Annotated in this window: 22 protein-coding genes, 1 tRNA gene and 1 pseudogene; 11 read left to right on the top strand and 13 right to left on the bottom strand. The window is 68.2% G+C overall.

The features are described from left to right. Positions 1-80: 80 nt before the first annotated feature. From ACQI46_RS24445 to ACQI46_RS24465, 5 genes are all read left to right on the top strand, one after another. Positions 81-1,124 (top strand): S1C family serine protease, encoded by a 1,044-nt coding sequence (locus tag ACQI46_RS24445; protein ID WP_427096636.1) that lies wholly within the window; start codon positions 81-83, stop codon positions 1,122-1,124. After that, positions 1,121-2,209, top strand: a complete 1,089-nt coding sequence (locus tag ACQI46_RS24450) for an ATP-dependent DNA ligase (protein ID WP_427096637.1) — start codon at positions 1,121-1,123, stop codon at positions 2,207-2,209. Before ACQI46_RS24445 ends, ACQI46_RS24450 begins: the two co-directional genes overlap by 4 nt. A 41-nt stretch (positions 2,210-2,250) precedes the next feature. Continuing rightward, on the top strand, positions 2,251-2,907 hold the full coding sequence (locus ACQI46_RS24455) for an MBL fold metallo-hydrolase (protein ID WP_427096638.1): 657 nt from the start codon (positions 2,251-2,253) through the stop codon (positions 2,905-2,907). Between the two features lie 167 nt (positions 2,908-3,074). Then, complete coding sequence (gluQRS, locus tag ACQI46_RS24460) at positions 3,075-3,956, top strand: tRNA glutamyl-Q(34) synthetase GluQRS (RefSeq protein ID WP_427096639.1); 882 nt, start codon at positions 3,075-3,077, stop codon at positions 3,954-3,956. Positions 3,957-3,969: 13 nt separating this feature from the next. After that, positions 3,970-5,334 (top strand): flavin monoamine oxidase family protein, encoded by a 1,365-nt coding sequence (locus ACQI46_RS24465; RefSeq protein WP_427096640.1) that lies wholly within the window; start codon positions 3,970-3,972, stop codon positions 5,332-5,334. A gap of 3 nt (positions 5,335-5,337) precedes the next feature. Here ACQI46_RS24465 and ACQI46_RS24470 read toward each other — a convergent pair. Continuing rightward, positions 5,338-6,554 (bottom strand): annotated as a pseudogene (locus ACQI46_RS24470) (cytochrome P450). A 207-nt stretch (positions 6,555-6,761) separates the two neighbouring features. Continuing rightward, the gene (tgt, locus tag ACQI46_RS24475) at positions 6,762-7,958 is read right to left on the bottom strand and encodes a tRNA guanosine(34) transglycosylase Tgt (RefSeq protein ID WP_427096641.1); all 1,197 of its coding nucleotides are present in this window, start codon (positions 7,956-7,958) and stop codon (positions 6,762-6,764) included. Between the two features lie 245 nt (positions 7,959-8,203). Between tgt and ACQI46_RS24480 the strand changes: the two genes are divergently transcribed. Next, positions 8,204-8,665 carry a lipoprotein LpqH gene (locus ACQI46_RS24480; protein ID WP_427096642.1) on the top strand — a complete coding sequence of 154 codons (462 nt, stop codon included), beginning with the start codon at positions 8,204-8,206 and terminating at the stop codon, positions 8,663-8,665. Between the two features lies 1 nt (position 8,666). On the opposite strand, the gene ACQI46_RS24485 is transcribed toward ACQI46_RS24480, so the two are convergent. Beyond that, the gene (locus tag ACQI46_RS24485; RefSeq protein ID WP_427096643.1) at positions 8,667-9,011 is read right to left on the bottom strand and encodes a DUF732 domain-containing protein; all 345 of its coding nucleotides are present in this window, start codon (positions 9,009-9,011) and stop codon (positions 8,667-8,669) included. A gap of 44 nt (positions 9,012-9,055) precedes the next feature. On the opposite strand from ACQI46_RS24485, the gene ACQI46_RS24490 reads away from it, so the two are divergent. Next, positions 9,056-9,439 carry a hypothetical protein gene (locus ACQI46_RS24490; RefSeq protein ID WP_427096644.1) on the top strand — a complete coding sequence of 128 codons (384 nt, stop codon included), beginning with the start codon at positions 9,056-9,058 and terminating at the stop codon, positions 9,437-9,439. A 4-nt stretch (positions 9,440-9,443) separates the two neighbouring features. Here ACQI46_RS24490 and ACQI46_RS24495 read toward each other — a convergent pair whose 3' ends face one another. Further along, a complete protein-coding gene (locus tag ACQI46_RS24495) occupies positions 9,444-10,460 on the bottom strand; it encodes a dihydrodipicolinate reductase (protein ID WP_427096693.1) in 1,017 nt (338 codons plus the stop codon). 71 nt (positions 10,461-10,531) lie between these two features. On the opposite strand from ACQI46_RS24495, the gene ACQI46_RS24500 reads away from it, so the two are divergent. Next, positions 10,532-11,449: an NAD(P)H-dependent flavin oxidoreductase gene (locus ACQI46_RS24500; protein ID WP_427096645.1), complete on the top strand. Its 918-nt coding sequence runs from the start codon at positions 10,532-10,534 to the stop codon at positions 11,447-11,449. Here ACQI46_RS24500 and ACQI46_RS24505 read toward each other — a convergent pair. Continuing rightward, positions 11,442-11,669 carry a hypothetical protein gene (locus ACQI46_RS24505; RefSeq protein ID WP_427096646.1) on the bottom strand — a complete coding sequence of 76 codons (228 nt, stop codon included), beginning with the start codon at positions 11,667-11,669 and terminating at the stop codon, positions 11,442-11,444. The two genes, ACQI46_RS24500 and ACQI46_RS24505, sit on opposite strands and share 8 nt — an antisense overlap. A gap of 37 nt (positions 11,670-11,706) precedes the next feature. Between ACQI46_RS24505 and ACQI46_RS24510 the strand changes: the two genes are divergently transcribed. Further along, positions 11,707-12,360: an SGNH/GDSL hydrolase family protein gene (locus ACQI46_RS24510; RefSeq protein WP_427096647.1), complete on the top strand. Its 654-nt coding sequence runs from the start codon at positions 11,707-11,709 to the stop codon at positions 12,358-12,360. A gap of 79 nt (positions 12,361-12,439) precedes the next feature. After that, on the top strand, positions 12,440-12,613 hold the full coding sequence (locus tag ACQI46_RS24515; RefSeq protein WP_427096694.1) for a CsbD family protein: 174 nt from the start codon (positions 12,440-12,442) through the stop codon (positions 12,611-12,613). Positions 12,614-12,665: 52 nt separating this feature from the next. Here ACQI46_RS24515 and ACQI46_RS24520 read toward each other — a convergent pair. The 3 genes from ACQI46_RS24520 to ACQI46_RS24530 all read right to left on the bottom strand — a co-directional run bounded on the left by ACQI46_RS24520 (position 12,666) and on the right by ACQI46_RS24530 (position 13,840). Beyond that, positions 12,666-12,756 (bottom strand) — tRNA-Ser (locus ACQI46_RS24520). 110 nt (positions 12,757-12,866) lie between these two features. Then, entirely contained in the window at positions 12,867-13,322 is a 456-nt protein-coding gene (locus tag ACQI46_RS24525; RefSeq protein ID WP_427096648.1) for a nucleoside deaminase, read from the bottom strand. Continuing rightward, complete coding sequence (locus ACQI46_RS24530; RefSeq protein ID WP_427096649.1) at positions 13,319-13,840, bottom strand: tRNA adenosine deaminase-associated protein; 522 nt, start codon at positions 13,838-13,840, stop codon at positions 13,319-13,321. The genes ACQI46_RS24525 and ACQI46_RS24530 overlap by 4 nt, the downstream gene beginning before the upstream one ends. A gap of 109 nt (positions 13,841-13,949) precedes the next feature. On the opposite strand from ACQI46_RS24530, the gene ACQI46_RS24535 reads away from it, so the two are divergent. After that, positions 13,950-14,894 (top strand): prephenate dehydrogenase, encoded by a 945-nt coding sequence (locus ACQI46_RS24535; RefSeq protein ID WP_427096695.1) that lies wholly within the window; start codon positions 13,950-13,952, stop codon positions 14,892-14,894. Here ACQI46_RS24535 and ACQI46_RS24540 read toward each other — a convergent pair. From ACQI46_RS24540 to ACQI46_RS24560, 5 genes are read right to left on the bottom strand one after another with little or no spacing between them, the layout of a single operon-like run. After that, entirely contained in the window at positions 14,857-15,456 is a 600-nt protein-coding gene (locus tag ACQI46_RS24540; protein ID WP_427096650.1) for a putative glycolipid-binding domain-containing protein, read from the bottom strand. The two genes, ACQI46_RS24535 and ACQI46_RS24540, sit on opposite strands and share 38 nt — an antisense overlap. After that, the gene (locus ACQI46_RS24545) at positions 15,453-16,235 is read right to left on the bottom strand and encodes an ABC transporter permease (protein WP_427096651.1); all 783 of its coding nucleotides are present in this window, start codon (positions 16,233-16,235) and stop codon (positions 15,453-15,455) included. Before ACQI46_RS24545 ends, ACQI46_RS24540 begins: the two co-directional genes overlap by 4 nt. Next, positions 16,232-16,900, bottom strand: a complete 669-nt coding sequence (locus tag ACQI46_RS24550; RefSeq protein WP_427096652.1) for an ABC transporter permease — start codon at positions 16,898-16,900, stop codon at positions 16,232-16,234. The genes ACQI46_RS24545 and ACQI46_RS24550 overlap by 4 nt, the downstream gene beginning before the upstream one ends. A gap of 4 nt (positions 16,901-16,904) precedes the next feature. Then, the gene (locus ACQI46_RS24555; protein ID WP_427096653.1) at positions 16,905-18,017 is read right to left on the bottom strand and encodes an ABC transporter ATP-binding protein; all 1,113 of its coding nucleotides are present in this window, start codon (positions 18,015-18,017) and stop codon (positions 16,905-16,907) included. Continuing rightward, complete coding sequence (locus ACQI46_RS24560; RefSeq protein ID WP_427096654.1) at positions 18,017-18,964, bottom strand: ABC transporter substrate-binding protein; 948 nt, start codon at positions 18,962-18,964, stop codon at positions 18,017-18,019. Before ACQI46_RS24560 ends, ACQI46_RS24555 begins: the two co-directional genes overlap by 1 nt. Positions 18,965-19,019 lie beyond the last annotated feature (55 nt).

A 19,019-nucleotide genomic window follows, 5' to 3' on the forward strand; every position in this document is an offset into this window, starting at 1 on the left:
CGCTTGACGCTGTACGTTCGTATAGTACGCACGATGCGAATCGGCCACCGGCGATTGCGGCTACGGGTTAATCTGAGCCGATGAAGCCGGCACGGATCGCCGCCGTGGGAGTCGCCGTGCTGGCGATGGCTGCGTGCGGACAGAGCCCACAGCAGGATTCGCCGACCACAGAGGCGTCGCCACCCCCCGCCGCCGCGACCACGACGACGCCGGCTCCGGCGGCGTCTCTACCGGCGGCCGGTTTCGCCGACCTCGTCGAACGGGTCAGCCCCAGCGTCGTGACCATCCAGCTGCCGAACGGTGTGGGCAGTGGCGTCGTGCTGCGCCCCGACACCATCGTCACCAACGCGCATGTGGTCGGGAACGCCCGCGAGGTCACGATCGGCTTCGCCGACGGCGTCAACGCCACCGGACAGGTTCTGGCCACCGACGAAGTGACCGACCTGGCGGTGGTCCGCTCCCAACGCGGAGATCTGCCGGTGCCGGAGTACCGCAGCGATCTGCCCCGCCCAGGTGAGATCGCCATCGCCATCGGAAGCCCGCTCGGGTTCGAGAACACCGCCACGGCCGGCATCATCTCCGGGCTCAACCGCAACATCCCGGACTCGGCGGTGGCCAGCTCGTCGCTGGTCGACCTGATCCAAACCGATGCGTCGATCTCGCCGGGGAACTCCGGTGGAGCGCTGCTCGATGCCGAGGGACGAGTGGTGGGCATCAACGAGGCCTACATCCCGCCGACTGCAGGTGCGGTGTCGCTGGGGTTCGCGATCCCGACCTCGACAGTGCTGGACGTCACCGAGCAGTTGCTCACCAACGGCCGCGCCACGCACCCCTTCCTCGGGGTCTCGACCAGCCGCCTGACCCCCGCCATCCGCGAAGAGTTGCGGGTGCCCGTGGAGAGTGGCGCGCTGGTCCGCGGTGTGGAGCCCGGCAGCCCTGCCGCGGCGGCCGGTGTACGACCGGGCGACGTGATCGTCGGACTGGGTGGCGAGCAGGTGGAATCCGTGGAGGATCTGCTGGGTGCGCTGCGCCGCACCACACCGGATTCACGTCAGCCGCTGGTGGTGATGCGCGGCCGTGACCGCGTCGCCTTGGAGGTGACGATCGGGTCGCGCGACGGGTGAAGCTCCCCGTCCTGCCGCCGGTGTCGCCGATGCTGGCCAAGCCGGTGTCCGAGGTTCCGGGCGACCCGACCGACTACCTCTACGAACCCAAGTGGGACGGGTTCCGCTCGATCCTGTTCCGCGACGGCGACGAAGTCGAGCTGGGCAGCCGCAACGAGCGGCCGATGACGCGCTACTTTCCCGAGCTCGTGGACGCCGCGCGCGCGGAGTTGCCGCCACGGTGTGTGATCGACGGCGAGATCGTGATCGCCACCGACGACCGGCTCGACTTCGAGGCGTTGCAGCTACGCCTGCACCCAGCGGCGTCACGGGTGCGGATGCTGGCCGAGCAGACACCTGCGGCATTCATCGCGTTCGACCTGCTGGCGCTCGGCGACACCGACTACACCGGTGCGCCGTTCGTCGAGCGCCGGGGCGCACTGGCCGACGCGCTCGCCGGCGCGGGTACCTCGATCCATCTCACGCCGCTCACCGACGATCCCGCGGTCGCCCGGACGTGGTTCACCGACTTCGAGGGCGCCGGCCTCGACGGCGTCATCGCCAAGGCGCGCGACCTGACCTATCAACCGGACAAACGAGTCATGTTCAAGCTCAAGCATCAGCGCACCGCCGACTGTGTGGTGGCCGGCTACCGTCCGCACAAGTCGGGCCCCGACGCCGTGGGGTCGCTGCTGCTGGGGCTCTATGACGACGACGGGTCGCTCGCGTCGGTCGGTGTCATCGGCGCGTTCCCGATGGCTCGCCGTCGCGAGCTGGTGACCGAACTGGCGCCGCTGGTCACCACCTTCGATCAGCATCCCTGGGACTGGGCCGCGCAGGCTGCCGCCGATCCGGAACTGGCCCGCCGCTACGGCGGCGGTTCGCGCTGGAACGCCGGCAAAGATCTGTCCTTCGTCCCGTTGCGCCCCGAGCGGGTGGTCGAGGTCCGCTACGACCACATGGAGGGCCGCCGGTTCCGCCACACCGCCCAGTTCAACCGCTGGCGCCCAGACCGGAATCCCCGCTCGTGCACTTACGACCAACTCGAGCGACCGGTGACCTACCGCCTCGGCGACATCGTCGACGGCCTGGGCCGTCGGAGATGACCTCTTGACCTGAACAGCGCTTCAGGTTGCAGGCTCGTGGCATGCGAAAAGTATTCGAAGACCTGCTCGAAACTCAGGTCGATTCCCCGTTTCCCGGTCTGACCACCCACGCGTATTTCTGGACGCCGCACCGGGTGTTGTTCTACTCCCCCGCCACCAGCACCGAGTTCGACGACCTCGCCGCCCGGGGTGGAGTCGCCCACCAGTATCTGTCGCACCGCGACGAGGCCGGACCCGTGCTGGCTGAACTCAAACAGCGGTTCGACACCGAATTACATGCTCCTGCAGGTGATCTCGCCGATATCGTCAAGCACGCTGCCGTCGATGTCCCGGTGCACGACCGCGAGATCGACGCCCTCGGCGTCGAGGTCATCCCTACGCCTGGGCACTCACCGGGCGCGGTCTGCTACCTGGTACCCGGCGTCGAAGGCCGCTATCTGTTCACCGGTGACACCCTCTTCCGTCTATCGGACGGCCGCTGGCGTGCCGGTTACATCGAGAGCTTCCACCAGCCCGCTGACGCCGACACGATCGCCGACAGCCTCGATGTCCTGGCCGGCATCACCCCCGACGTGGTGATCTCCAGCGCCTTCCAGGGCGACGCCGTGCATCGCGTCGACGCGCGACAGTGGCTTGAGGCACTGGCCGAAGCGAAGCAGAGCCTGCCTACTCGTAGCGCATCCAGCCGCGGCCGCTGAGGTACTGCTCGGCCAATACGACTGTGGCCTCGGCAAATACGTGAGCCGAGCGAGATCGTCGTATCCCACGGCGTCCGGCCCCTCCTCGGCGGTGCGCGCGTAGTCGTGGCAATCGGCTGGCACACCGGACAGCTCCGTCGGTCTGACCCGCCGTTACCCTGACGGTCGTGACGAGCCCTGCTGGCGCGGGCCGGTTCGCCCCGAGCCCGTCGGCCGACCTGCACATCGGCAACCTGCGCACCGCGCTGTTGGCGTGGCTGTTCGCCCGCTCCACAGGACGCCGCTTTCTGATGCGCGTCGAGGACCTCGACGACCGCACCGACACCGACATCGCCGAGCGCCAACTCGCCGATCTCGCCGCGATCGGGATCACCTGGGACGCTCCGGCGGAACGGCAGAGCGTGCACCGGCACCGTTACGATGCCGTCGTCGACGAGCTCGACGCGCGCGGACTGTTGTTCGAATGTTATTGCAGCCGAAAGGATATTGCGTCGGCACCGCGTGCACCACATGCGCCCGAGGGTGCCTATCCCGGCACCTGCCGCAACCTGACCGACGACGAACGCGCTGCCAGACGGCTGCAGACCGGGCGTCCACCCGCGCTGCGTCTGCGCACCGATGTCACCTCCGCCACGGTGCACGACGTGCTGCACGGCGACTACACCGGTCTGGTCGACGACTTCGTGGTGCGCCGCGGTGACGGTGTGCCCGCCTACAACCTGGCGGTGGTGGTCGACGACGCGGCATCCGGCATCGATCAGGTGGTCCGAGGCGATGACCTGCTGTCGTCCTCGCCCCGCCAGGCTTACCTGGCTCGACTGCTCGGCCACGTCCCGCCGGTGTACGCCCATGTGCCGCTGGTCCTCAACGCCGACGGCGCCAGGTTGGCCAAGCGCGACGGCGCGGTGACGCTGGCCGAGATCGGCGTAGAGCGGGCACTGGCCCAGATCGCCGAATCTCTCGGCTACCGCGCGACCACCGCCGAGGGCATGCTCGCCGACTTCGACCCGCAGCGATTGCCACGCTCGCCATGGATCTTCTCGCCGTGAGAAAGTGTCAGCCATGGCACGCCGCGAAGCTGACGTCATCGTCGTGGGCGCAGGGCTTTCCGGGCTGATCGCAGCGCGCACCCTGTTGCGCGCCGGCCTGACCCCGCTGGTCCTCGAAGCCGACAGCCGGGTGGGCGGACGCATCCTGACCGAGGAGGCGCTGCCCGGTCTGCCCGTCGAACTCGGGGCCCAGTGGATCGGCGACACCCACGAGCTGATGTTCGCGCTAGCCGCCGAACTCGGCGTCGACACCTATCCCCAGTTCGACGACGGCGAAACCTCCTATGAACTGGCCGGTTCAGGTGTGCTGCGGCAGAACGTCTTTCACGAGCGGTTCGCCGACGAGCTGGCCGCCCTGAAGGGCGTGTTGCGACAGCTCGACGAGCTGGCGGTCGCGGTGCCGCCTGCCGCGCCGTGGACGGCGCCGCGCGCCGCCGAATGGGACGCGATCACCGCGGGCGCCTGGTATGACGCCCAAGGCCTGTCACCTATCGCGCGAGAACTTTTGGAGATCTGCACCGTCGGCATCCTCGCGGTCCCGACCGTCGAGGTGTCATTCCTGCACCTGCTGTTCACGATCCAGACCTGCGGCGTCTCCGCGGAGTTGTTCGCCGAATCCGAGGGCGGGGCGCAGACCACCCGGTTCGTCGGTGGCACCGGCGAAATCACCAACCGTCTGGCAGCACAACTGTCCGAGCACATCGTTCTCGAGGCGCCGGTGCAGACCGTCGAACACAGCGCCGACGGCGTGACGGTGTCGTGTCGCGGCGGGCTGGTGGCGCGCGGGCGACGGGTGATCGTGGCGATCTCGCCGACCCTGGCCGGGCGCATCATGTACGACCCGCCGTTGCCCGGCGACCGGGACCAGCTGACCCAGCGGGCACCCAACGCATCGGCGATGAAGGCGTTCTTCGTCTACGACGAACCCTTCTGGCGCACAGACGGTCTCAACGGACAGCTGATCTCCGACGTCGGTCCGGCGCGCATGTCCAACGACACCTGTGTGCCCGGCGACGACCACGGCGTGCTCCTGCTGTTCCTCGAAGGTGAGCAGGCCCGCACCTACGGGCGTCTGCCGCAGGCCGACCGTCGCGCCGCCCTGACCGCCGAACTGGTGCGCCACTACGGCGGGCGGGCGGCGCGTCCGGAGTTCTATGTCGACGGCGAATGGTCGGACCGGCAGTGGACGCGCGGCTGCTACAACGCCAACCTCGGACCGAAAGTGTGGACCGCCTACGGTCACACGCTGACCGCGCCGATCGGGGCGATCCACTGGGCGTCCACCGACACCGCCACCCGCTGGAGCGCTTACATGGAAGGTGCGGTGGAAGCCGGCGAGCGCGCCGCACGGGCAGTCATCGAGGAGTTGGCGCAGTGACTCTCACACCGCGACCAGGAGCTCCGACATCCCGCGCAACGTGACGTTCGGTTTATAGCCCGGCTCGGCGGTCAGCTCCGCGTGCGGGAACCGTCGGGTCAATGCGGTCAAGGCCACCGTGGCCTCGAGTCGAGCCAGCGGCGCCCCGAGACAGAAGTGCGGCCCCTTGCCGAAACCGAGGTGACGGATCGTCGCGCGGTCCGGATCGAACCGGTCGGGCTGATCAGCCGCCGACGGGTCGCGGTGCGCAGCGGCGAGCAAGAGCAGCATGTTGTCGCCCTTGGGTACGTCGACGCCGCCGATCGACATGTCCTCGCCGGCCACCCGTCCCACCAGCTGCACCGGCGGGTCGTAACGCAGCGTCTCCTCGATCACCGCGGCAGCGCGGGTCTGGTCGTCGGCCAGCGCCTGCCACTGTCCCGGGTCACGCAGCAGCGCCAGCGCCGCGTTGGCGATCAGGTTCACCGTCGTCTCGTGCCCGGCGACCAGCAACAGATTGCAGGTCGCCACGATCTCGTCCTCGGTGAGTTGGTCGCCGGCCTCTTCGACCGCGATCAGCGCCGACATCAGGTCCTCGCCCGGTTGCGCCGGCGCTCGGCGATCAGGCCGCGCAGATACTCGCGCAGCCACAGCCCGGCAGCCAGGCGTTCCTCGAATCCTTCGCCCGCGGCGCCCGTCACCGTGATGAACGGATCCAGCGACTGCGCGAGAAGCCCTGACGCCTCGCTGAATCGGGGTTCGTCCTCCAACGGCACCCCGAGCAGGCGGCAGATGACCGCGACCGGAAGCGGATACGCCAGGCCGGAGATGACGTCGAACGTTCCGTCGGCTTCGTCGAGCAGTTCATCGACCAGGGTCACGATCCCGGGTTCGAGGTTCTTGACGACCTTCGGCGCGAAGGCTTTGCTGACCAGCCCTCGCAGCCGGGTGTGGTCGGGCGGGTCCAAGAACAGGAAGCCCGGGGTGCCGACGGGGCGGGCGTCGCCGCCCTGGGCGATCATCCGCTGCGTCACCGTCGACTTGAGCCGGTCGCTGGCCGAGGCCGGGTGGCGCAACACCTGATCGCAGTCGGCGTAGGAGGTGAAGACCGTCAGGTTGAGGTTCGGTAGCTGTAGGGGCCCGTACTCGCGGATCTGCCGATAAACCGGGTACGGATCCGCCCGGTGGGCTGGATCGAGCATGGTCACCAGCAGCGACTGTGGATCCGCGGCGGTCGTCATACCCCCGATTGTGCACGGGCTCGGTGAGTGCCTGCCTTTCCCGCTGGGCGAGTGCCCGTCTTTCCCACGAGCCCCAGGTATCCGCTTTTTGCAGGGAAAGTTCGAGTAGACCCCTGAAAAACGTGGATAGGTGAGACGCATGGGACTCGGCGGGGCAACCGGCGGCCCAGCGGGCGGCCAGCGCCCCAACCAGCCCAGCGCCCCGAACTAGCGCGCGAGGGACTTCGCGTAGTAGCGACCCAGAACGTGCTCGCGCAAATCCTCGAAGCGACCCTCTGGAATGGCCGCGCGGATCTGGTCGACCAACCGGATGATGAACCGCTCGTTGTGGATCGTGCACAGGGTCGACGCCAGGATCTCCTTGGCCTTGAACAGGTGGTGCAGATACGCCCGGGTGTAGTGCGCGCAGGTATAGCAGTCGCATTCGGCGTCGATGGGCGTGAAGTCGCGGCGATAGCGCGAACCGGTGATGTTGTAGCGACCGTCGACGGAGTAGACCGCGGCGTTGCGCGCCACCCGGGACGGGGACACGCAGTCGAAGGTGTCCGCACCGGCCTCGACGGCGGCGAACAGGTCGTCGGGCTCACTGATGCCCAACAGGTGGCGCGGTTTGTCGGCGGGCAGCTCGCTGGTCACCCAGCCGACGATCGTCGCCAGGTTCTGCTTCTCGAGAGCTCCGCCGATACCGAAGCCATCGAAGCCGAGTTCTGCCAAACCCCGGGCCGCCTGCCGACGCAGATCCTCGTACTGGGCGCCCTGCACCACCCCGAACAGTGCCTGCCGCGGCTTATGCGACCGCACCTCCGACAGCCGCCGGTGCTCGGCCAGACACCGCACCGCCCACCGGTGGGTGCGTTCGACGGAGCTTTCCTGGTAGCCGCGGGTGTTGACCAGAGTGGTCAGTTCGTCGAACGCGAAGATGATGTCCGCGCCCAGCTGGTGCTGGATGCCGATCGAGACCTCCGGGGTGAACCGGTGGGTCGAGCCGTTGAGGTGCGACCGGAACGTCACGCCGTCGTCGTCGACATGGGCGAGCCGTTCCTTGCCTTCAGCGATGACGTCGTCGGCCTGGACCCGGTTGGCGTCCATCGCCAGCACCTTGCGGAATCCCGCCCCCAGCGACAGCACCTGGAATCCGCCGCTGTCGGTGAACGTCGGGCCCGGCCAGTTCATGAACGCACCGAGTCCGCCCGCCTCGTCGACGATGTCCGGGCCGGGCTGCAGGTACAGGTGGTAGGCGTTGGCCAGGATCGCCTGCGCGCCCAGTTGCCGCATCGTCTCGGGCAGCACGGCCTTGACCGTGGCCTGTGTGCCGACCGCGATGAACGCCGGGGTCTGGATGTCGCCGTGCGGGGTGTGGATCACCCCGGTGCGGCCCTGCCGTCCGGGAAGTTCAGCTTCCACGCGAAAGAATGGACGACTGTTATCCGGGGCTGCCACGTCGTCGATTCTTGCACTGTGATTTCCCGACGGTTGCCGGCCGCATCGGCTGTCGTGGCCGCGCTGGTCGCCGGCACCTCGGCCCACATCAGGATCGCGTGTTGATCACGATTCCACGGGAAAGGCCACGCTCGGCTAAGAGCGGCGCAACATACTGCTATGGACGGCCCGTCGCCCCCGACGGGTCGCGCAACCAAAGGAGAACCGTGGTGAAACGTTCTGTCCTCGTCGCCGTCGGCGGCGCAGCGATCGTCGTCGCCGGCCTTTCGGGCTGTTCCTCCGACGACAAGTCTGAAACAACCGGCGAGACCTCTTCGGCCGCGTCGGCCGAAGGCAAGAGCACCGTCACCATCGACGGTCAGGACAAGGAAGTAACCGGCACCGTCACCTGCGCCTCGATGGGTGGAAACATCAACCTGGCCATCGGCGACCCCAGCGGCGGGATGGGCGCGGTGCTCTCCGAAGGCGACCCGCCCACCGTGGTGTCGGTGGCGCTGGGCAACGTGGACGGCATGAACCTCGGCTATGCCCAGAACGCAGGCCAGGGCGAAGCCACTGTCGAAAAGGACGGCAACACCTACAAGATCTCGGGCACCGCGACGGGTATGGACATGGCCAACCCGATGCAGCCGGTGAACAAGCCGTTCGAGATCGAGGTGACCTGCCCCTAGCTCACGCGGGGGTGTAGCCGGCGGCCGACTGCCGCAGCTGCCAGATCTGCGCCGGGCACAGTTCGTTGACGGCCTGATTGATCAGGTACGCGCCCTGGTAGTAGTCGGTGCTGCGGAAGTCGGCCTTCACCTGGTCGACCAGTTCGGCGTAGGGCATCTGCCCGCCGACGCGGTCGCAGACGCTTCGTCCGTAGCCGAGCGCAGCATCGGCGTTGGGGAAGTTGTAGCCCGGCCGGACGTGCACATTGACCAGATAGGCGACCTCGTCGGCGGCGGCGGTGGGTGCCGCGACGAGCGCGGCGGGGAACAGCACCGCCGCAGAAAGGACTCTTACCAGCAACTTCATGAGATGTGACCCTACGCTGCGCAGCGACACCTACGCTATGGCGCATGAAATTGATCGCCGCGGCCGCGTTGGCCGGTGGACTGCTGGCGGCACCGTTGAGCGTTGTCGGTGCGGGTTTGCCGTCGGCCTCGGCATCGCCGTCGACGTGTGACGGGCTGGAGTGCGTCCCCTACGTCAAGCGGGGCGTGCAGGCCGGCGATCGCTGCAACCAGTCCATCCGGTTCAACTTCGGTCTGGACGCGGCAGGAAACACGATGCAGTGCAGCTCGAGGAGCAAGTGGATCTCCTGGCCGCCGCTGGTCGGAGTGCGCACGCTGCGGTCGGCATGCGACCAACCGTCCGCCTCTGCCCAGACCCCCGACGGCTACGCGCTGGCATGCAAGGGCGGGGCGTGGACGGCCGACCACACGGCCACGTTCTACCGCTAGCCGGCTACTGCGAGAAGGCCGCGGCGTTCCTTATCAACGGGAGCGTCGCCGACGTCGCGAAACCCGGCGGTGCCTCGCACACCGCCGGCACCGCGTTGAGGACCTGCATCGCGGTGGCGACGTTCGCGGACCGCACGTGCTCGGCCATTTCGGCGGCACGGCTGAAGCTCGCCAGCGAGAAGAAGTGGGTGCGCATCGACGGGTCGCCCTCGATGGTCAGCGTCCAACCGTGCTGCGGCGCCGGCCAGTGCTCGGGGTACTCGCCGCCGACGGTCCACAGCGTCTCGATCTCGATCCGTGGTTCGCCCTGCCGCAGCCCGGTCCAGCGCCAGCGTTGCCCCGCGGTGGTACCCGCGCGGAGCACGTGGTCGAATATCTGGTGATCCTGTTGTGCGGCAACAGCTTCGACAGAAGCGGTCACCTCGTCGAGACCGGCACCCAATTCGTCACCGAGGAACCACACCTGCTCGCTGAACAGCGCGCTGTTGAAGGACAGGAATTCCGTTGCCGTCGGCGTGATTTCGTCGACCGGGCGACCGAAGCACATGTTGTCGAACGTGATCGCGGTGCTCTCGTACACCGACCAGTCCGCCCGCTCCTGCAGCGTGATCTTCTCGATGGTGCGGCTCATGCCCGACAGCGCCAGCGGCAGCACCCCGGACAGGTTCCCCGGGTTCAGGCCGCTGCCGTGCACTGAGCTGTGTCCCGTCGCGCAGGCCGCCTGTAACCGGTCTCTGTCGTCGGGCGGCAGACGGCGCGGATGGAAGAGAAATGCCGTCGTTGCAACGTTTTTGCCGCTGGCCAGGAGGGCGCACACCTCGTCGAGACGGGCGATGCGCGGCGTGTAGAGCACGCAGTCGGCATCGAGCGTAAGCAGCGCGTCGACGTCGCGGGTGGCGGCCACCCCGATCGGTTCTCGTCCGACGAGTTCACCGAGGTCGGCACCGTCCTTGTCCTCGGAGTAGACCTTGGCGCCGACGAGCTGCAGGTCGGTTCTGCGGTCCAGGATCGCGGCGATCATCTCGGTGCCGACCGCGCCTGTACCCCACTGGATCACCCGATACACGCCCGGACCGTAGCAGGATGGGCAACGTGACCAATCGTGTTCAGGAATTGCTCGGTGTCCGCTATCCCGTGGTGCAGGCACCGATGACCTACATCGCCCGCGCCGAGCTTGCCGCGGCGGTGTCCGAAGGCGGCGGGCTCGGCATGATCGAGACGCTGACCCCGCAGGGCCGCGAAGACCTCGTCCGGGTGCGGACACTCACCGATCGGCCGGTCGCGGCGAACCTGATGATCCAAGGCTGGAAACGCGATCCGTCCATCGTCGACGTGCTGGTCGCCGCCGGGGTGCGGCACGTCTTCACCTCCGCGGGTGATCCCGCGCTGTTCACGTCACGGCTGCACGACGCCGGCATGACGGTCGTCCACGTGGTGGGTTCGTTGAAGGCGGCGTTGAAGGCCGCCGACGCCGGTGTCGACGCGCTGGTGGTCGAAGGCGTGGAGGGCGGCGGGTTCAAGTCCGCGCTCGGGGCCTCGACGATGGTGCTGCTGCCGCTGGTGGCCGAGCGGGTGGACCTCCCGATCATCTGCGCCGGCGGGGTGTGCGATGCCCGCTCGTGCGCGGCCGCGGTGGTGTTGGGCGCCGAAGGTGTGCAGATGGGCACCCGCATGCTGGCCAGTGTCGAAGCGGCAGTGCACGCGAACTTCAAGGACGCGATCGTCGCCGCCGACGACGCGGGCACGGTGATGCTCAGCGTGCCGGGCAACCCGACGATGCGGGTGCTGCGTACCGGGCTGGCCGCGACGCTGAGCGACCAAGGCGAACAGGCCGAGTTGCTCGGTCGTATCAACGATCTGTACTTCGAGGGCGACCTGGATGCCAGCGTCGCCAACACCGGTCAGGTGTCGGCGCGGATCACCGGCTTGGAGCCGGTCGCCGAGATCGTGCGGCGCACATGGACCGACGCCGGGGCCGTGCTGGATTCGGCGCGCGAGCGGATCAGGTGACGGGGCGGCCGGTGACCCGGTCGATCACCTGTTGCGCCTTTCGGTGCAGCTGGTCGTTGGCCACCTTGGCGTTGCGCACGGCGGGGCCGGCGGGATCGTCGTCGTCGAGTTCGCCCAGGAAGTCGCACAGCTGAGCGAGCGCCATGTCCGCCGCGTCGACGACATCGCGCACCCGCGCGGCGAGTTCGTCGCGCGGGCCCGGCACACCAGGGTCGGTCACAGCCGGAGCCTACGCCGGTGCGCGTTACGGTGGTGATATGACAGTGAAAAGGATTCTGTGCTTTGGAGATTCGCTGACATGGGGTTGGGTGCCGGTCGCTGACGGCATGCCGACCGAGCGCTTCCCGGCCGATGTCCGGTGGACCGGCGTGCTGGCCGACCGGCTGGGTGACGGCTTCGAGGTCGTCGAGGAGGGGCTGTCGGCGCGCACCACCAATCTCGACGATCCGACCGACACACGGCTCAACGGCGCGAAGTATCTGCCGTCGTGTCTGGCCGGCCATCTGCCGCTGGATCTGGTGATCCTGATGCTGGGCACCAACGACACCAAGGCGTACTTCCATCGCAGCCCCCTGGACATCGCCCTGGGCATGTCGGTGTTGGCGACGCAGGTGCTCACCAGCGCCGGCGGCGTCGGCACCGGCTATCCCGCGCCGCAGGTGCTGGTGGTCGCGCCGCCGCCGATGTCGGCGACGCCGCATCCGTGGTTCCGGCTGATCTTCGAGGGCAGCCAGGACAAGACCGCGCGTCTGGCCGAGGTGTACAGCGCGATGGCGTCCTTCATGAAGGTGCCGTTCTTCGATGCGGGCTCGGTCATCTCCACCGACGGCGTCGACGGGGTGCATTTCACCGAGGAGAACAACCGGGCGCTCGGCGAGGCGCTCGCGGAGCAGGTGACGCAGTTGATCTGAGGGTTTCGATGTCTGTGCTCGAAGGTATCCAGCCCGCATGGCCCGAACCCGGGCCGGCTGCACTGCGGAAGGACGCAACATGGGTGCCGACGACAAGGCAAGCAACAAGGTCGACGACCTCGGCGGCAAGGCCAAAGAGGGTGTCGGCAAGCTCACCGGTGACAAGAGCACCGAGAACGAGGGCAAGGTCGACCAGGCGAAGTCCAGCATCAAGGACGCCGGCGAGAAGATCAAAGACGCGTTCAAGAAGTAGACCGCTCTAGCAGTCAGCCCTGTCATCACGTGATGACAGGGCTGACTGCGTATGGCGGTGGCGGAGGGATTTGAACCCTCGGACGGGGGTTACCCGTCACACGCTTTCGAGGCGTGCTCCTTAGGCCGCTCGGACACGCCACCGTGTGGCAGCTTACCGACCCACCCGCCACGATCCCAAACCGCGAGGCGCCGCCAGTGTGCGCACAGATCGCCAACGGGGCCGGAATCGCAATCTGGGCGCACACGATCGCTCACCGCTGCCGGGCGAAGAACTCCTCCAGCGGGCGCGCGCATTCAGCGGCCAGCACGCCGCCGCGCACCTGCGGGCGGTGCGTCAGTCGCCGGTCGCGCACCACGTCCCACAGCGAGCCCACCGCGCCGGTCTTGGGCTCCCAGGTGCCGAACACCAGCCGCCCGATCCGGGCCATCACCAGCGCGCCGGCGCACATCGTGCAGGGTTCGACGGTCACGGCCAGCGTCGCGCCTTCCAGCCGCCAGCCGTCGCCGAGCACCGCGGCCGCCGAGCGCAGGGCGAGGATCTCCGCGTGCGCGGTGGGATCGCCGAGCGCCTCGCGTGCGTTCGCGGCGCGCGCCAACTCTGTGCCGTCTGCGGCGACGACGACGGCGCCGATCGGCACGTCACGCTCACCGGCGGCCGAAGCCGCCTGCAACGCCGCCCGGATCAGATCCTCGTCGGCGGAATTCACCTGCCCATACGGTCCAGGACCGCCGACAACTCGTCGGCGAACCCCATCTCGCGGGCAATCCGGCCGACCTGCTCGTCGGCGTACAGGTCGGTCTCGGACAGGATCACCGACAGCACCGGTTCGGGCAGCCCGACATCGGAGAGCACCGCGAGGTCGCCCTCTTCGAACGGGTCGGCGTCGTCGAGTTCGTCGTCGTCGATATCGGCGTCGAGCCGCTCGAGCACCTCGGCGGCGATGTCGTAGTCCAGCGCGGCCGTCGCGTCCGACAGCAGCAGCCGGGTGCCGCGCGGCGCGGGTCGCACGATCACGAAGAACTCGTCGTCGACGTCGAGGATCCCGAAAACCGCTCCGGCGCTGCGTAGTTCGCAAAGCTCCGTTTCGGCCGCCGTCAAACTGCTCAACGCCGCCGGCCGCATCGGGCTGCATCGCCACTTGCCGTCCTCGCGGACGACCGCCACACCGAAGCCGTCAGGAACGTCGACCGCCTGCTGCTGTGTCTGTGCACGCTGCGCTCCCATGGCAGCTAACCGTAGTCCTGAGTCAACGCGTTGACCAGCGAGTCCGCGCCGCCTGGCCGCCGCCGCCACGGGCCGGTGTGCCAACCTGGAAACCGTGGCGAAGACACCGGTGTGCGTGCTCGGTCTGGGCCTGATCGGCGGCTCTCTGATGCGTGCGGCCCGCCAGGCCGGGCGCGAGGTGTTCGGGTACAACCGGTCGGTCGAGGGCGTCGACGCTGCCTGCGCGGACGGCTACGACGCGTCGGCCAACCTCGACGCAGTCCTCCAGCGTGCCGCCGAGACGAACGCGCTGATCGTGGTCGCGGTACCGGTCCCCGCACTGCCCGTGATGCTGCGTCACATCCGTGCCGTCGCGCCACAGTGCCCGCTGACCGACGTGACGAGCGTGAAAGGCGCCGTGCTCGACGAGGTCGCCAAGGCCGGGTTGCTGGACCGGTTCGTCGGCGGCCACCCGATGGCCGGAACCGCGCACTCCGGCTGGGCGGCCGGTGACCCCGGCCTGTTCCACCACGCGGCCTGGGTCGTCAGTGTCGACGACCACGTCGACGCTGAGGTCTGGACCGAGGTGATGACGCTGGCGCTGGACTGCGGCGCGGTGGTGGTGCCGGCCCGCTCCGACGAGCACGACACGGCAGCGGCCACCATCTCGCATCTGCCGCACCTGCTCGCCGAGGCCCTGGCCACCACCGCCGGCGAGGTGCCGCTGGCCTTCGCATTGGCGGCCGGCTCGTTCCGTGACGGCACCAGGGTGGCGGCGACCGCGCCGGATCTGGTGCGCGCGATGTGTGAGGCCAACGCCGATCAGCTGCTGCCCGTGCTGGACGAGACGCTGCGGCTGTTGGCCGACGCGCGCGAACATCTCGCGCATCGGCAGTCGGTGGCCGAGCTGGTCGAGGCGGGTCATGCCGCGCGCATCCGCTACGAGCGCTTCGACCGGCCCGACATCGTGACCGTCGTGATCGGCGCCGAAGACTGGCGCGACGAACTGGCCGCGGCCGGTCGCGCCGGCGGCGTCATCAGATCCGCTCTGCCAACCCTGGGTAATCGACGATGAAGCCGTCCGCGTCGACCGAGATGGTGGTGTCGGCAACCGGCGAGTGCAGTTTGATCCCGTCACCACCGGGCGCGTAACTCATCTCGGCGCCGTCGACCGACAGCTCCGGCAGCACCCGCACGTAGACGACCGGCAGCGTGACCGGCGCACCGTCGAGGTGCAGCCCGAGGCGACGGATCGACAGGGAGTTGAAGAACGGGCTGAGCAGCACGTCGACGTCGAGCGCGCCGTCGAACGCGGAGCGCCGCGTCTGTCCCGCATGCTCCTGCACCAGCCACATGTTCTCTTCGTCGCGCGCGATGGAGAGCTGACGCTCGCGTTCGGCCAGCGTCACGGTCAGCGACAGCCGTTTGGTGGCGCCGTGCTCATCGGTGACCAGGTCGTAGGACGCGCTGAACGCCGGATGCGTCGAGGTCGCCGCGTTGACGATGCGGCCGTAGGCCTTGATGCGTTTACCGGAGAGCTGCACACGCGTCGACTCCATGCGCGGCTCATGGTGAGCCCGCCAGGTCAGGACTGACCGGTGCACCTCGCGTTCGCCAGAGCGATCGGCTTCACTCATCCCTCTACCGTATGCGACGGCTTCCGGCGGTCGCCGCCGGATGCACCGGATCGCGGTGCGACGGTCTCCAGAGTCACCTCGTCACCAAGGAACGGCTGCGGCATCCGGCGCAGCCGGTCCCATCGGCCGCTGCCCGGGACCGAGAGCCACACCGCGAACGCGAGCACTGCGTCGAGGAGCAACGCGAGCGCGGTCACCATCAGGGCGCCGACCAGCGCCAGATAGAACTCGCGGACCTTGATGCCGTCGATCAGGTAGCGGCCCAGCCCGCCGAGGCTGGCGTAAGCCGCGACCGTCGCGGTGGCGACCACCTGCAGCGTCGCGGTGCGCAGCCCGCCGAGGATCAGCGGCATCGCATTCGGCGTCTCGACGCGCAGCAGGATCCTGCGTTCGGTCATGCCCATCGACCGGGCGGCGTCGACGACGGTCCGGTCGACGTTCGCGATGCCCGCATAGGTGCCGGCCAGCAGCGGCGGGATGCCGAGCAGCATCAGCGCCACGGTGGGCCCGACGAGTCCCAGACCCCAGAGCAGCACACCGAGGAGCAGCACACCGAGCGTCGGCAGGGCGCGTAACGCGTTGACTCCGGTGACGACGAGGAAGGTGCCGCGTCCGGTGTGCCCGATGACCATGCCCAGCGGTACGGCGATCAGTGCGGCGAAGACCACTGCGAGGGCGGTGTACTCGAGGTGCTCGGCGATGCGCGCGGTCAGTCCGGCCGGTCCACCCCAGTTGGCTGCGGTGAAGATGAACGACAACGCGTCCTGCAGGAAGTTCATGCGGCCGCTCCCGCCTTCGCCTTGGGGCTGCGGTCGGCCCGAGTCCAGGGGGTCAGCATCTTCCCGATGACCATGATCAGAGTGTCGATGACGATGGCGAGCACGAAGATCGCGATGATGCCGGCGATGATCTGGTCGCTCTTGTTGGCCTGGTAGCCCTCGGTGAACCACGTGCCGAGCCCGCCGATGCCGATCACCGAGCCGACCGCGACCATGGAGATGTTCGTGACGGCCACCACCCGCAGGCTGGCGATCAGCACCGGAAGCGCCAGGGGCAGTTCGACTCTCAGCATCCGGGTCAGAGGCTTGTAGCCGACCGCGGTGGCGGCGTCGAGGACTGCCGGGGACACCGCGTCGAGGGCCTCCGGCACCGCGCGCACCAACAGCGCCACCGTGTACAACGTCAATGCCACGATGACGTTGGCTTCATCGAGGATGCGGGTCGGGATGATCAGCGGCAGCACCACGAACAGCGCCAGCGACGGGATCGTGAAGACGATGCTGGCGGTCACGGTGGTCAGTCGCCGCAGTACCGTCGTGCGTTGCACGAGCGCACCGAGCGGCACCGCGATCAGCAGGCCCAGCACGATCGGAATCAGCGACAACCGCAGGTGGATCACTGCCAACGTCCACAGGTCGTCGAGGTGGGTGACCAGGTAGCGCACCGGCTCAGCCTTCGGCTTGCCGGGCGGTGCGCTGCTTGTCCAGCGCGTCGATCACGTCGTCGGCGCGGATCCCGCCGATGACCTGGCCGTCTGCGTCGACAGCCACTCCGAGCCCCGAGGGCGAGGACAGCGCGGCATCCAAGGCCAGCCGCAACGTGCCGTCGGGCCGGAACAGAGACCCGCCCGCAGTGGTGCTGTCGTAGAGCGAGCGTCCGTCGCGGTGCAGGGCGACGCCGGCGGCGTTGATCCATCCGTACGGTGTGCCGTCGGGCCGGGTCACCAGCACCCAGTCGTCGGGACCGAGTGTCAAAGAGTCGATTTCGGGTTCGCCGACGTGGCGGATGTCGAGCAGCGGCACGCCGGTCGCGTGGAAGAACTGCAGACCCCGGTATCCACGGTCGGCGCCGACGAACGCGGCGACGTCGTCGTCGGCCGGATTGGACAGCAGCCGCGCGGGTGCGTCGTACTGGAGGAGCACTCCGCCGCGACCGAAGACCGCGACCCGCTCGCCGAGTTTGACCGCCTCGTCGATGTCGTGGGTGACGAAGACGATCGTCTTGCGCAGTTCGCTCTGCAGTCGCAGGATCTCGGTCTGCAGATCCTCGCGGACCACCGGGTCCACCGCGCTGAACGGTTCGTCCATCAGCAGGATCGGCGGGTCGCCGGCCAGGGCGCGTGCCACCCCGACCCGTTGCTGCTGGCCACCGGACAACTGAGCCGGATACCGGTCGGCCAGCTTGGGATCGAGCCCGACCCGCTCCATCACCGCGATCGCGGATTTGCGTGCGCTGCGGCGGGATTCGCCACGCAGCACCGGGACCGTGGCGACGTTGTCGACGACGCGCAGATGCGGCATCAGCCCGGCGCTCTGGATGACGTAGCCGATGCCGAGGCGCAGCTTGACCGCGTCGACCTCGGTGACGTCCTTGCCGTCGACGGTCAGCGTGCCCGACGTCGGCTCGATCATCCGGTTGATCATCCGCATCGAGGTGGTCTTGCCGCATCCGGACGGACCCACGAACACCGTGAGGGTTCCCGCAGGGACGTCCAGCGACAGGTCGTCGACCGCGACGGTGCCGTCGGGGTACGTCTTGGTGACGTGATCGAAGGTGATCATCACTTCCCCATCGGCTGATCGAAGCCGTTGTCGGTAACCCATTTCCGCGCCGCTTCGTCGGGATCGACGCCGCGGTTGCCTTCGACCGAGGTGTTCATCTCGATCAGCGCCTCGGTGGTCAGCTTCGCGCTGACGGCGTCGAGCACGGTCTTGAGTTCGTCGGACATCTTCTGCGACGCGACCAGGGGTACGACGTTCGCGGCCAGGAACGCGTTCTCGGGATCTTCGAGTACCACCAAGCGGCTCTGCTCGATCGCCGGTGAGGTGCTGAAGATGTTGGCTGCGGTGACGGTTCCGTCGGTGAGCGCCTTGACCGTCGCCGGCCCGCCGCCGTCGCTGATCGCGATGAAGTTGGCCGGCGCGATGTCCAGTCCGTACTTCTGTTTCAGACCGACCAAACCGGTTTGCCGAGTCTGGAACTCTGATGGCGCACCTATTTTCACCTCCGGTGAGCGCGCCGCCAGGTCGGCGATCGTCTTCAGATTCCAGCGTTGCGCGGTCTGCTCCGACACCGCGAGGGTGTCTTTGTCCTCGGCCGGCGACGGATACAGGATGGACAGCGAGCCCGGCAGTGCCTTCAGCAGACCCAACAGCACCTCGTCGGGTGTGGTGGCTGCGCTCTGGGCGTCGAAGTACTGCAACAGGTTTCCGGTGTACTCCGGGATCAGGTCGATCGAGTGATCCTGCACCGCCGGAATGTAGGTTTCCCGGCTGCCGATACCGAATTGGCGCGAGACAGTGAAGCCGTTGGCTTCCAGCGCCTGGGCGTAGATCTCGGCCAGGATCTTCGACTCGGTGAAATCCGCCGAACCGACCTTGATCGATTTCAGATCGCCCGAGATCTCGCCACCGCCGAGCGGGTTGGAGCTGCCACAGCCCGCCAACATCGCCGCGATCACGCCGAGAACGACGACGACGGCGGCCCTGGTTCGTCGGGTGCGATCCATCGGCTGACCTTACGTCACCTGCAAAGAGGTTTCATTCAGAGTGCAATGGGGCAAT

Origin of the sequence: Mycobacterium sp. SMC-4, assembly GCF_050205565.1 — a bacterium.
GTDB lineage: Bacteria > Actinomycetota > Actinomycetes > Mycobacteriales > Mycobacteriaceae > Mycobacterium.